Source organism: Rhodospirillum centenum SW (assembly GCF_000016185.1).
In the GTDB taxonomy this organism is placed as follows: domain Bacteria; phylum Pseudomonadota; class Alphaproteobacteria; order Azospirillales; family Azospirillaceae; genus Rhodocista; species Rhodocista centena.
In genome coordinates this window covers 592,466-604,935 of record NC_011420.2, presented here as the reverse complement: position 1 = coordinate 604,935, position 12,470 = coordinate 592,466, and the positions used below count along the sequence as shown (strand labels likewise).

The following is a 12,470-nucleotide window of genomic DNA, read 5'->3' as shown; positions in this document are numbered from 1 at the left end:
GAGCCCCTGCCCTATCCGTCCCGGCGGCCGCCGATCAGGAATTCGCGGTTGCCCTCCGGCCCCTGAATCGGGCTCTCCACGATCCCCAGCACGCTCCAGCCCGGCAGCCCTGCCAGCCAGCCGCCGATGCGCTCGCAGACCTCCTGGTGCAGCTCCGGCTCGCGCACGACGCCGCCCTTGCCGACGCGGCCCTTGCCGACCTCGAACTGCGGCTTGATCAGCGCGACCAGCCCCGCCCCCGGCCGGGCCAGCGCCAGCGGGGCCGGCAGCACCGTCTCCAGCCCGATGAAGCTGGCATCGCAGACCACCAGATCCACCGGCTCGGGCACCTGTTCCGCCGTCAGATGGCGGGCGTTCGTCTTCTCCAGCACCACGACGCGCGGGTCCTCGCGCAGCTTCCAGGCAAGCTGGCCGTGGCCGACATCCACGGCGTAGACCCGCGCCGCCCCGCGGGAGAGCAGCACGTCCGTGAAGCCGCCGGTGGAGGCCCCGACATCCAGACAGACGAACCCCGCCGGGTCGATGCCGAAGGTGTCCAGCCCCTTGACCAGCTTCAGCCCGCCGCGGCTGACCCAGGGATGCTCCTGCCCCTTCACGGTCAGCGGCTGATCCGCCGCCACCGTATCGCCGGCCTTGTCGATCCGCCGCGTGCCGGTGAAGACCAGGCCGGCCAGGACCAGGGCCTGCGCCTTGCTGCGGCTTTCGGCAAGGCCACGGTCCACCAGGGCCTGGTCCACCCGTGTCTTCGGCACTTTGGACATGGTTCGCACGTTCGTGGTAAGGGGGCCGTTCGGGTTTCCATCCGCCGGGACAGCCATGCAGCGCACGCCACGCCACCGCATCGCCGCCGCCCTCACGCTGGCCGCGGCCCTGTTCGCCCTTGCCGCCTGCAACACCGTCGAGGGCATCGGCAAGGATATCCAGAAGGCCGGTCAGGCCATCGAAGGCGCCGGGCAGAAGGGGAAGAAGTAGCCGCCCGCCCGGGTCCGGTCAAACCCGCGCCTCCCCGCGCCGGGGCAGCGGTGCTATGCTGCGCCCCATGGACGCGCGCATCCGCCCCGGGCGGCCGAACAGCGTCAGCTTACCCGGCTGGCGGTGCCGATCGAACTGCGGGACAGGGGCATCATCTCGCCCGTGCTGCGGACGGTGAAGGGGATCGACCAGCAGCATCCCTTCTACCGGAAGGTCGTGCGCGACGGGGCGCGGTGTGACGACGGAACCGTCCGTCCAGATCCTGCTGGCACGGGCAGAGCAGACCCTGGCGGCAGCCCACCCTCGCCGGCGGCTTCGCCGGGACCGCGCTGAACCGCGCCTGCTACGCCATGTTCCATGCGGCATCCGCGGCGCTGGCCGCTCTGGGCCTGTTTCCGCGCGCACATGCCGGGGTGCGGACCCTGCTGGGCCAGCGGCTGGTGCTGTGACCGGCCGTCTGTCGCTCGATGCCATGGAACGCTACAGCGCCGCCTTCGCCGCCCGGATGGAGACGGACTGTTCCGGGCGCGATCCCTCGGAGGAGGAGACGCGGATCCACAGCGAGGATGCGGCGCTCTTCCTGGCCGAGATCCGTGCCCTGTCGGCGGCGGACGGCCCCTGCCAGCCCCCATGACACGACAAAGGCCGCGCCGGACCCCTCCGGCGCGGCCTTCGCGCATCCGGTGACGGGACGGTCAGGCCCGCGCCGCCGGGGTTTCCGCCGCCAGACCCGTGCCCAGCGCCTTCAGCGCCGTCTCCACGATGTGGCGGGCGTTCAGCCCGGCCTCGTCGTACTGCTTCGCGGGCGCGTCCTGGTCCTGGAAGATGTCGGGCAGCACCATCGGCCGCACCTTCAGGCCCTGGTCGAGGAGGCCGGACTGCGCCAGGAAGTGCAGCACGTAGCTGCCGAATCCGCCGATCGAGCCTTCCTCGACGGTGATCAGCACCTCATGGTCCTGCGCCAGCCGGCGGATCAGCGCCTCGTCGATCGGCTTGGCGAAGCGGGCGTCCGCCACGGTGGTGGAAAGACCGCGGGCGTTCAGGTCCTCCGCCGCCAGCAGGGCCTCCTTCAGGCGGGTGCCCAGCGACAGGATGGCGACCTTCGTGCCCTCCTTCACGATGCGGCCCTTGCCGATCTCCAGCACCTGACCGCGCTCCGGCATCTCCAGACCGACGCCCTCGCCGCGCGGATAGCGCACGGCGATGGGGCCGTGGTCGTAGGCCGCAGCCGTGGCGACCATGTGCTTCAGCTCGGCCTCGTCCGCCGCCGCCATGATGACGATGTTCGGCACGCAGCCGAGATAGGCGACGTCGAAGCTGCCGGCATGGGTGCAGCCGTCCGACCCGACCAGACCGGCGCGGTCGATGGCGAAGCGCACCGGCAGGTTCTGGATGCAGACGTCGTGGACCACCTGGTCGTAGGCGCGCTGCAGGAAGGTGGAGTAGATGGCGCAGAACGGCTTCAGCCCCTCCGCCGCGAGGCCGGCGGCGAAGGTGACCGCATGCTGCTCGGCGATCCCGACATCGTAGGTGCGGTCGGGGAAACGCTTCTCGAACAGATCCAGGCCGGTGCCCGACGGCATGGCCGCGGTGATGGCGACGACGCGGCTGTCGGCCTCGGCCTCCTGGATCAGGCTGTCGGCGAAGACCCGGGTGTAGCTCGGCGCGTTCGCCTTCGCCTTCGCCTGGGCGCCGGTGATGACGTCGAACTTGCTGACGGCGTGCAGCTTGTCCGCGGACCGCTCGGCCGGGCCGTAGCCGCGGCCCTTCTGGGTCACGGCATGGATCAGGACGGGGCCGGTGCCCTGGTCGTCGCGGATGTTCTCCAGGACCGGCAGCAGGTGGTCCAGGTTGTGTCCGTCGATCGGCCCCACATAGTAGAAGCCCATCTCCTCGAACAGCGTGCCGCCGGTGACGAAGCCGCGGGCGTATTCCTCGGCCCGGCGGGCGGCCTCCTGCAAGGGCCGCGGCAGCCGCTCGGCCACCTGCTTGCCCAGCTCGCGCAGGCCGCGGTACTGGCGCGAGGAGATCAGCCGCGACAGGTAGCCGCTCATCGCGCCCACCGGCGGGGCGATGGACATGTCGTTGTCGTTCAGGATGACGATCATGCGGCTGTTCATCGCGCCCGCGTTGTTCATGGCCTCGTAGGCCATGCCGGCGCTGATGGAGCCGTCACCGATGACGCAGATGACGTGGTTCTTGTGGCCGAGCTGGTCGCGCCCCACCGCCATGCCCAGGGCGGCGGAGATGCTGGTCGAGCTGTGCCCGGCGCCGAAGGGGTCGTACTCGCTCTCCGCCCGCTTGGTGAAGCCCGACAGGCCGCCGCCCATGCGCAGGGTGCGGATGCGGTCGCGCCGCCCGGTCAGGATCTTGTGCGGATAGCACTGGTGGCCGACGTCCCAGATCAGCCGGTCCGCCGGGGTGTTGAAGACATAGTGCAGGGCGACCGTCAGCTCGACGACACCCAGCCCGGCGCCGAGATGGCCGCCGGTCACGGAGACGGCGTTGATCGTCTCCGTGCGCAGTTCGTCCGCGAACTGCCGCAGTTGCGAGGGGTCGAGCTTGCGCAGATCCTCCGGCGTATTGACCGTGTCGAGCAACGGCGTCTTCGACTCCACCATCATCCCATTCCTTCCACCAAGCGCCGGGCCGCCGTCTGCGGGGGGCATCACGAACGCCGATCGACAACGTAGCGGGCGACCTGCTTCAGCATGTCCGCCCGGTCCTCGAAAATATCCAGGTGCGCCATCGCCTGATCGGCGAGGCGGCCTGCCTGCTCGCGCGCCCGTTCCACGCCCAGGATCGACACGAAGGTCGCCTTGTTGGCGCCCTCGTCGCGGCCCACGGACTTCCCGGTCTCGGCCTCGGTCCCCTCGACGTCCAGCAGGTCGTCGGCGATCTGGAAGGCGAGGCCCAGGTCGTGCGCGTATGCTTGAAGCGCATGATGCTGCGGCGGGGAAGCGCGACCTAGGATCGCACCGGCCGTCGCGGAGAAGGCGATCAGCTCCCCGGTCTTCAGGCGCTGCAGCCGGGTGATGGCGCCGATGTCGAAGGTCCGGTCCTCGGCCATCAGGTCCAGCATCTGACCGCCGACCATGCCGCGCGGGCCGGCCGCCTTGGCCAGGGCGGAGACGAGACGGCAGCGCACCTGCGCATCCTCGTGCGTCTCCGGATCGGCCAGGATCTCGAAAGCCACCGTCAGCAGGGCGTCGCCCGCCAGGATCGCCGTGGCCTCGTCATACTCCAGATGCAGGGTCGGGCGGCCGCGGCGCAGGTCGGAATCGTCCATCGCCGGCAGATCGTCATGGACCAGGCTGTAGCAGTGGATGAACTCCACCGCCGCCGCCGCGCGCAGGGCGCAGGCCGGGTTCACCCCGAACAGGCGCGCGCTTTCCATGACCAGGAAGGGACGCAACCTCTTGCCGCCGCCGAGGCAGCCGTAGCGCATCGCCTCGAACAGGCGGGCTTCGGGCAGGTCGACACGGGGCAACAGGACGTCGATGGCGGCTTCCACCTGTTCGACGGTGTCGGCCATGGCGGCGGTGAGCGTCTTGGGCAAGCTGGGCATCCGGAAATGAGGCGTCAGTCGAGCCGCGCCGGTTCGGCGGCAAGCGCGCCGTCGGCCGCGACGGTGATGCGGTCCACCTTCTGCTGCGCATCGCGGAGTTTCATCTCGCAATGCCGCTTCAGAAGCGTCCCGCGTTCATAGAATCGAATGGCGTCGTCCAGCCGGGCTTTGCCCTCTTCGAGCTGGCGCACGATGCGCTCCAGCTCGGCAAGGGCGTCCTCGAAGGACAGGGCCGCGATGTCGGACGGCAGACTGGAATCGGTCATGTCGGCAGGTTCCGTTGCGGAGCCGGAGACTCTATGACCACTGGCGCATCACCGCAAGCTAGACCGCCATCAGCACCTTGACGTGGACGGCGGCGGAGTTGGCCAAGGCGCGCAGATCGTACCCGCCTTCGAGGGCGGACACCATGCGACCTGCTGCGTGCTTCGCCGCCACCTCCCCCAGCTTCTCCGTCACCCAGGCGAAATCGTCCTCCATCAGGTGCAGGCCGGCCATGGGGTCGCGGCTGTGCGCGTCGAACCCGGCGGAGATCAGCAGGATCTCCGGCCGGAAGGCGTCCAGCCGCGGCAGCAGCTTGGTCTGCACCGCGTGGCGGAACTCCGGGCTGCCGGACATCGGCCCCAGGCAGGCGTTCACCACGTTGTCGTAGTCGCCGTGCTCCCGCGCGGAGCCGGTGCCGGGATAGAGCGGCCACTGGTGGGTGGAGAGATAGAGCAGGGACGGGTCGTGCTGGCAGTAGGTCTGGGTGCCGTTGCCGTGGTGGACGTCGAAGTCGATGATGGCCACCCGGCGCAGCCCGCAGGCCCGGGCATGGGCAGCCCCGACCGCGACATTGTTGAACAGGCAGAAGCCCATGGCCTTGTCGGGTTCGGCATGGTGGCCGGGCGGGCGGACGGCGCAGAAGGCGTTGCGGGCCTCCCCCGCCAGCACGGCGTCGATGGCGGCGCAGACGGCGCCGGCCGAGCGCAGGGCGGCTTCCCACGAGCCGGGGGAGACCAGGGTGTCGGCATCCAGGGTGGCGTAGCCGCTCTGCGGCATGGCCGCTTCCAGGCTGTCGAGGTAGCTGGCCGGGTGGACGCGCTCAAGCTGTTCCCGCGTCACGCGGGGGGCTTCGCGCCGGTCCAGGAACATGAAGGCCTCATCCTCCAGCGCCCGCAGCACGGCCCGCAGCCGCTCCTGGCATTCGGGATGCCCCTCGCCCGTGTCGTGGTCGAGACAGGCGGAGTGGGTGAACAACGCCGTATGCATCGTTTTTCCTGGGTGGCTTCCTCCACCCGCATCATCCCGCAAACGGCATCGGGATTCATGAAGAATCTGTGATGGGGCCGATGTTTGCCGGGCCGGGTCAGCCGCCGCGCCGGATGCGGAAGCCGAAGACGCCGTCGCGCTCCTCCCGGTCCAGCAGGGTGTGGCCGGCGGCGGCGCAGAACGCGTCGAAGTCGCGCGGGGCGGCGGGATCGGTGGCGCTGACCGCCAGCACCTGGCCCGGCGCCATGCCGCTCAGCACCTTGCGCGCCCGCAGGACCGGAAGCGGGCAGACCAGGCCGGTGCAGTCCAGGCTGCGGTCGGCATCCATCGGGGGAGTTTCCCTTGTTTCTGTTCGCGCCGAGGGTGTTTTTCTTAATTTTTCCGGAACCGCTTGACCGGACGGCCGCGCGACCGATTTCCCTGACATGAATGTGAACGTCCTCAAAGTCAACGCACGCCGGGCCGCCGCCTTGCTCAAGGCGATGGCGAACGAGCGCCGCATCCTGATCCTCTGCCACCTGATGGAGCAGGAGCGATCGGTCGGTGAGCTGGAGCGTCTGGTGGGCCTGTCCCAGTCGGCCCTGTCGCAGCACCTTGCCCGGCTGCGCCGGGACAAGCTGGTGCGGACCCGCCGCAGCGCCCAGACCATCTACTACTCGCTGAACGGCGACGCCGCCCCGCTCATCATGGCCTCGCTCCTGGAGCTGTTCGGGAGCGAGGGGCCGCGCGTGCGCCGCGACGGCAAGAGCCCGCCCTGTGCGCCGGAGCCGGTCGGGTTCTGACCCCCTCCCGCACCCGGCCCTATCCCGCGGATGCCGGCCCCTCGCCGGCGAAGATGGGATAGCGGCCGAAGTCGCGCACCGGCCGCAGCACCACGTTGGTGACGACGCGGGCGACGCCCAGTTCGGGGTCGTCGATCCAGCCCGTGGTCAGGTCCTGATAGGCGTCCAGGTCCTCGCACACCAGCTTGGCGATGTAGTCGAAGGGGCCGCTGACCTCGAAGCACTCGATCACCTCGGGCGTGTCGCGCAGGCGCCGCTCGAAGCGGTGCCGCGCGTCCCTGCCCTGCTTCTCCAGCGCCACCTGGGCCAGCACGAAGACGCAGGACTGCAGCTTGCGCACGTCCACCAGCGCCTGGTAGCGGACGATCAGCCCCTCCTTCTCCAGCCGGCGCACCCGTTCCAGGCAGGGACGGGGCGACAGCCCCACCCGCTCGGACAGGGCCTGGTTGGTGATGCGCCCGTCGTCCTGGAGTTCCTGGAGGATTCTCAGGTCGATCTGGTCCAGCCTGCGTCGCATGGCCTCCCCGGCCCCCGGTTTCCGCGGGCGCCAGCTTGTCCGATGCCGCCGGATCAGTCCAGCAGCGCGGGCTGACCCGGTGCGTCGGCGGCCGCCCCCGGCCCGGTCCCGCCGACAGGGCGGCCGGAGCGGCGGTTGGAACGGCGGTCCAGCCGCAGGGTCAGGCAGAAGGCCGATCCGCCGGAAAGCCCGAAGCTGCGGATCGGCACCTCGTGGACGCTGTAGCCCCGCTCGGCCAGCGCCGCCTTCAGATCGTCCGACGCCTCGGCCAGCACCACGTCGCGGCCGAGATTGACGGCGTTGGCGGCCAGCCGCACGGCATCCGCCTCCGGCACCTCGATCAGCCGGTCGGCCCCGATCCGCTCGCGCAGCCGGCCGCGCCCCTCGGCGGAGAAGGCGCCCGGCACGTACAGCACCTCGCCGCCCGAGAGCGGGCAGAGGGCGGTGTCCATGTGGTAGAAACGCGGGTCCACCAGTTCCAGCGGCTCCACCTCCTCCCCGAACAGGTCGGCCACGACCGCCGCGGCCTCCCGGTCGGAGCGGAAGCCATGGCCCAGGAAGAAGACGCCCCGCCCGGCGTCGTGGACGCAGTCCCCCGCCCCTTCCAGGCAGACGCCCGGCGGCATGTCGTGGACCTCGTCCAGCAGCCCGCGGGCGGCCAGCCCGTCGAAGAAGCGGCGGAAGTGCGGCTCCTCCGGCCGGCGCTCGGGATGGCGGAAGCGGGCGACCAGCGCCTTGCCGTCCAGCACGACCGCGGCGTTCGCGGTGAAGACCAGATCGGGCAGGCCGGAGCGCGGCGCCACCAGCTCGACGGCCGCGCCGAGCTGTTGCAGGCGGCGGCGCAGCGCCGACCAGCCGGCGGCGGCGGCCCCGCTCAGCTCCGACCGCCGGGCCTCCCATTCGTCGGGGCGCATCCAGGGATTGATGGTGTAGCTGACCTCGAAATGATCGGGGGCGCACATGATGATGCGCGGCGGGGCGGGCTCGGGCTGCGCGGAAGGCCGCTGGCCGGGTGCGGTCACGTCGATGGTCACGGTCGTCCTCGCGTCGGCGATGGGGGGCGGGTCAGGCCGCGGCCGGCCCGGCCGCGAGGGCGGCGAGCGCCTCCTCCAGCCGGTCGATGCCGTGGTCCAGGGTTTCGCGGTCGATCACCAGCGGCGGCGCCAGCCGGATCACGGTCTCGTGCGTCTCCTTGCTCAGCACGCCGCGGCGCATCAGTTCCTCGCAGACGGCCCGGGCGGAGACGCGGGCCGGGTCGATCTCGACCCCGACCCAGAGGCCGCGGCCGCGCACCTCCCGCACCAGGGGCGAGTCGATCCGGCGCAGCCGTTCCATCAGGTGGGCGCCCAGTTCGGCGGAGCGGGCCACCAGCCCCTCCTCCTCGATCACCGCCAGGGCGGCCTCGCCCACGGCCGCGGCCAGCGGGTTGCCGCCGAAGGTGGAACCGTGGTTGCCCGGCTCGAACATGTCGATCAGCCCGCGCCGCGCCACGAAGGCGGAGACGGGCATCACCCCGCCGCCCAGCGCCTTGCCCAGGCACAGCCCGTCGGGGCGGATGCCCTCGTGCTCGAAGGCGAACCAGGCGCCCGTACGGCCCAGGCCGGACTGCACCTCGTCCAGGATCAGCAGGACGCCGTGGCGGTCGCAGATCTCGCGCAGCCGCCGCAGATAGCCCCCGGGCGGCACCACGATCCCGGCCTCGCCCTGGATCGGCTCCACCAGCACGGCGGCGGTGTGCGGGCCGATGGCGGCCTCCACCGCCGCGGCGTCGCCGAAGGGCACCGCCCGGAATCCGGGGGCGAAGGGGCCGAAGCCGTCGCGGTAGTCGGCTTCCGAGGAGAACCCGACGATGGTCGTGGTGCGGCCGTGGAAGTTGCCCTCGGCCACGATGATCTCCGCATGGCCGTCGGGGATGCCCTTGACCCGGTGGCCCCAGCGCCGCGCCGCCTTGATCGCCGTCTCCACCGCCTCCGCCCCGGTGTTCATGGGGCAGGCGGCGTCCAGCCCCGCCAGGGCGCAGAGCCGGGCCAGGAACGGCCCCAGCCGGTCGGTGTGGAAGGCGCGGGAGACGACGGCGACCCGGCCGGCCTGCTGCTGCAGCGCGTCGAGCACCCGTGGATGGCCGTGGCCGACATTGACGGCCGAATAGGCGCTCATCATGTCCAGGTAGCGGCGGCCGTCGGAGTCCCAGAGCCAGACGCCCTTGGCCCGGCTGATGACGACCGGCAGCGGCCGGTAGTTCCGGGCGCACCAGCGCGCCTCGATGGCCATCGCGCCGCCCGCCGCTCCGAAGCCGCCGTCCATCCGCCTCTCCCGCCTGCCATGGCCGGGCCTGTGCCGGCCCTTCCGGAACAGCATGACACGGGGCCGGCAGCCGAAACGGCCGAAGTGGCCGCCGCAGGCGACAGGACCGGGCCGCGGGACCGCCCGCCAGCACCGGTTCCGGCCGCCGCGACGATGCGGCCCCGTGCCATCGCGGACCGCGCCGAGGCATGGCGCACCCCCATTTCGCCGGTGCCTTCCGGCGGTCCGGAAAGCAGCCGTTAACCAGGAACCGGGTTCAGTCGGGTGGCAGGGGAAACGGTCCGCCGCGGGAACGGTCCGATGCGGACAGCGCAATCGACGGCGATCGGCCGGCCGCCTACACTCCGCCGCGCACGATACCCCGGAAGGAAAGGCGCCGATGGCAACGGGCCCAGCACGGAAGAGACGGATCGCCACGGCGGGCGCCGGCCTGCTGGCCGTCCTGCTGGCCGGGCAGGTCACCGCGGCCGACACGAAGCAGCCCGATCCGCAGCGCGAACTGGACCGGGTGCAGCAGGACCTGAAGGCGGGCGAGGCGCAGCGCCGGCAACTCGACTCCGCTGCGGAGGCACTGGAGTCCGAACTGGCGGACCTGCGCGCCCGGGCGGTCCAGGCCGCCACGGAGCAGCGCCGGCAGGAGGAGGCCCTGGCCCATGCCGAGGCCGCCCTGGAGGCCGTCGCCCGGGACGAGGCGGAGCGCAGCCGCCGCATCGACGCCGACCGCGCCGCCATGGCCGAGCTGCTGGGGGCTCTGCAACGGCTGTCCCGCCTGCCGCCGGAGGCGCTGATCGCGCGGCCGGAGCAGCCGGCGGACACGGTGCGCAGCGCGCTGCTGCTGCGCGCGCTGGTGCCGGAGCTGAAGACCCGCGCCGACGGGCTGGCGGCCGACCTGGAGAAGCTGGCCGAGGTCCGCACGGATCTGGCGGCCCGCCGCGACGCCGCGGCAACCGCGGCGGCGGCCCTGGGCAGGCAGCAGCGGGAAATGGCCGTGCTGGTGGCCCGGCGGGAGGAGCTGTCGCGCAGCACCGCCGCCGAGCGCAAGGCGCTGGACACGAAACTGACCGGACTGGCGGCAAAGGCCGGGGACCTGAAGGATCTGGTGGACCGGCTGGAAGCCGAGCGCCGGGAGCGGGACCGCAAGGCCGCGGCAGAGGCCGCCCGCCGTGCCACGGCGGAGGCCGAGCGGGAGAAGCGCGCGCGGGACAGCGTCGCCGCCCTGGGGCGCGCCACCGGCGTGCCCAGATTGACCGGCATGATCATGCCGGTGGCCGGTGAGGTGACGACCCGCTACGGTCAGGCCGACGCCTTCGGCGGAACCAGCCGCGGCCTGACCTTCAAGGGCCGGTCCGGCGCCGTGGTCGTGGCCCCCTATGACGGGTCCGTCCTGTTCGCGGGACCTTTCAAGGGGTATGGGCTGATCTTGATCGTGGAACACGCCAATGGATATCATTCCCTCTTGGCGGGCTTGGGCAGGATCGACAGTCAGGTCGGCCAGCGTGTACTGACGGGCGAACCTGTGGGCGCCATGGCCACCGATGGATCTCAATCCCTGTATTTCGAACTGCGGCGGGGCGGTCAGCCGATCAACCCCCTGCGCGGCTTTGCGCCCTCCGACGGCAAAGGACAAGGTTGACATGAGGAAGTTCCTGACATCGGTCGCCACCGTGGCGCTGCTGTTCACCGCGCCGGCCTGCGCCGCCGCCCAGTCGAAGCAGCCGGCCAAGTCCGACACCTACAAGCAGCTCGACCTGTTCGTGGACGTGTTCGAGCGGGTGCGCTCCGAATATGTGGAGCAGGTCTCGGACGAGGAGCTGATCGAGGCAGCGATCAACGGCATGCTGACCTCGCTGGACCCGCACTCCAGCTATCTGAACCGCAAGAACTTCACCGACATGCAGGTGCAGACGCGCGGCGAGTTCGGCGGGCTGGGCATCGAGGTGACGCAGGAGAACGGGGTCGTCAAGGTGGTGTCGCCGATCGACGACACGCCGGCTTACCGCGCCGGCATCCTGCCGGGCGACTACATCACCCACATCAATGACGAGGCCGTGCTCGGCATGTCGGTCAGCGACGCCGTGGAGAAGATGCGCGGTCCCGCCGGCACCGACATCAGGATCACGGTCCGCCGCGCCGAGCAGGCCGAGCCGTTGCAGTTCACCCTGACCCGCGCGGTCATCAAGGTGCAGTCGGTGCGCTTCCGCGTGGAGGCGGAGAACATCGGCTACATCCGCATCTCCAGCTTCAACGAGCAGACCCAGCCGGGGCTGGAGAAGGCCATCGCCAAGATCGAGGAGCAGGTGGGCGACAAGCTGGTCGGCTACGTCATCGACCTGCGCAACAACCCCGGCGGCCTGCTGGAGCAGGCGATCTCCGTCTCCGACACCTTCCTGGAGCGCGGGGAGATCGTCTCCACCCGCGGCCGCAAGAACGGCACCGGCGAACGCTACAACGCCAAGTCGGGCGATCTGGCCCGCGGCAAGCCCATCGTCGTGCTGGTCAACGGCGGCTCCGCCTCGGCGTCGGAGATCGTGGCCGGCGCCTTGCAGGACCACCACCGCGCCATCATCCTGGGCACGCAGTCCTTCGGCAAAGGCTCGGTCCAGACCATCATCCCGTTGCAGGGCCAGGGCGCCATGCGGCTGACGACGGCGCGCTACTACACGCCGTCGGGCCGCTCGATCCAGCAGCTCGGCATCAGCCCGGACATCGAGGTGCAACCCGCCCGGCTGGAGGAGATCCAGCAGGGCCAGCGCCGGCGCGAGGCGGACCTCCCGCACGCCCTGCGCAACACCGACCGGCCCGCGGGCCAGCAGCCGGCCGCCCCCGCCGCCCCGCAGGCCCCGCAGGCCCCGGCTGGTGGCGAGGTGCAGGCCCCGGCAGCCCCCCAGCCGACCACGGCCCAGGGCCCCGGGCAGGAGCAGCCCTTCGACTACCAGCTCGCCCGGGCGGTGGACCTGCTGCGCGGGGTCGCCCTGTTCGCGCAGGGCAAGTCGATCAACTGACGCTGCGCGGTCCCGACCCGTGGCCCTGTTCCGGTTCCGAGCCAAGGCGGCCGCCGGCGCCCCGACCCCCGACG

Annotated in this window: 14 protein-coding genes; 5 read left to right on the top strand and 9 right to left on the bottom strand. The window is 71.4% G+C overall.

The window, feature by feature from the left end; translation table 11 throughout:
- Positions 1-11: 11 nt before the first annotated feature.
- Positions 12-761: a TlyA family RNA methyltransferase gene (locus RC1_RS02680; protein WP_148213366.1), complete on the bottom strand. Its 750-nt coding sequence runs from the start codon at positions 759-761 to the stop codon at positions 12-14.
- Between the two features lie 55 nt (positions 762-816).
- On the opposite strand from RC1_RS02680, the gene RC1_RS02675 reads away from it, so the two are divergent.
- The gene (locus RC1_RS02675; RefSeq protein WP_012565796.1) at positions 817-972 is read left to right on the top strand and encodes an entericidin A/B family lipoprotein; all 156 of its coding nucleotides are present in this window, start codon (positions 817-819) and stop codon (positions 970-972) included.
- A 445-nt stretch (positions 973-1,417) separates the two neighbouring features.
- Positions 1,418-1,606, top strand: a complete 189-nt coding sequence (locus RC1_RS02670) for a hypothetical protein (protein ID WP_012565794.1) — start codon at positions 1,418-1,420, stop codon at positions 1,604-1,606.
- 61 nt (positions 1,607-1,667) lie between these two features.
- Here RC1_RS02670 and dxs read toward each other — a convergent pair whose 3' ends face one another.
- The 5 genes from dxs to RC1_RS02645 form a co-directional block, all read right to left on the bottom strand.
- Positions 1,668-3,596 carry a 1-deoxy-D-xylulose-5-phosphate synthase gene (dxs, locus tag RC1_RS02665; RefSeq protein ID WP_012565793.1) on the bottom strand — a complete coding sequence of 643 codons (1,929 nt, stop codon included), beginning with the start codon at positions 3,594-3,596 and terminating at the stop codon, positions 1,668-1,670.
- A 44-nt stretch (positions 3,597-3,640) separates the two neighbouring features.
- The gene (locus tag RC1_RS02660) at positions 3,641-4,540 is read right to left on the bottom strand and encodes a polyprenyl synthetase family protein (protein ID WP_041785096.1); all 900 of its coding nucleotides are present in this window, start codon (positions 4,538-4,540) and stop codon (positions 3,641-3,643) included.
- Between the two features lie 14 nt (positions 4,541-4,554).
- A complete protein-coding gene (locus RC1_RS02655) occupies positions 4,555-4,806 on the bottom strand; it encodes an exodeoxyribonuclease VII small subunit (RefSeq protein ID WP_012565791.1) in 252 nt (83 codons plus the stop codon).
- 58 nt (positions 4,807-4,864) lie between these two features.
- Complete coding sequence (locus tag RC1_RS02650) at positions 4,865-5,791, bottom strand: histone deacetylase family protein (RefSeq protein ID WP_012565790.1); 927 nt, start codon at positions 5,789-5,791, stop codon at positions 4,865-4,867.
- A gap of 97 nt (positions 5,792-5,888) precedes the next feature.
- Positions 5,889-6,119, bottom strand: a complete 231-nt coding sequence (locus tag RC1_RS02645; RefSeq protein WP_012565789.1) for a sulfurtransferase TusA family protein — start codon at positions 6,117-6,119, stop codon at positions 5,889-5,891.
- 97 nt (positions 6,120-6,216) lie between these two features.
- Between RC1_RS02645 and RC1_RS02640 the strand changes: the two genes are divergently transcribed.
- On the top strand, positions 6,217-6,573 hold the full coding sequence (locus tag RC1_RS02640; protein ID WP_012565788.1) for an ArsR/SmtB family transcription factor: 357 nt from the start codon (positions 6,217-6,219) through the stop codon (positions 6,571-6,573).
- A gap of 19 nt (positions 6,574-6,592) precedes the next feature.
- On the opposite strand, the gene RC1_RS02635 is transcribed toward RC1_RS02640, so the two are convergent.
- From RC1_RS02635 to rocD, 3 genes are read right to left on the bottom strand one after another with little or no spacing between them, the layout of a single operon-like run.
- A complete protein-coding gene (locus tag RC1_RS02635; RefSeq protein ID WP_012565787.1) occupies positions 6,593-7,090 on the bottom strand; it encodes an Lrp/AsnC family transcriptional regulator in 498 nt (165 codons plus the stop codon).
- A 53-nt stretch (positions 7,091-7,143) separates the two neighbouring features.
- Entirely contained in the window at positions 7,144-8,124 is a 981-nt protein-coding gene (locus RC1_RS02630) for a dimethylarginine dimethylaminohydrolase family protein (RefSeq protein ID WP_012565786.1), read from the bottom strand.
- 31 nt (positions 8,125-8,155) lie between these two features.
- Positions 8,156-9,394 carry an ornithine--oxo-acid transaminase gene (rocD, locus tag RC1_RS02625; protein WP_012565785.1) on the bottom strand — a complete coding sequence of 413 codons (1,239 nt, stop codon included), beginning with the start codon at positions 9,392-9,394 and terminating at the stop codon, positions 8,156-8,158.
- Positions 9,395-9,773: 379 nt separating this feature from the next.
- Here rocD and RC1_RS02620 point away from each other — a divergent pair, with 379 nt between their 5' ends.
- Together RC1_RS02620 and RC1_RS02615 are read left to right on the top strand one after the other, a co-directional pair.
- Positions 9,774-11,027, top strand: coding sequence for a murein hydrolase activator EnvC family protein (locus RC1_RS02620; protein ID WP_012565784.1), 1,254 nt, complete (start codon positions 9,774-9,776; stop codon positions 11,025-11,027).
- Position 11,028: 1 nt separating this feature from the next.
- Entirely contained in the window at positions 11,029-12,396 is a 1,368-nt protein-coding gene (locus RC1_RS02615) for a S41 family peptidase (protein WP_012565783.1), read from the top strand.
- The last annotated feature ends 74 nt before the right edge of the window (positions 12,397-12,470 follow it).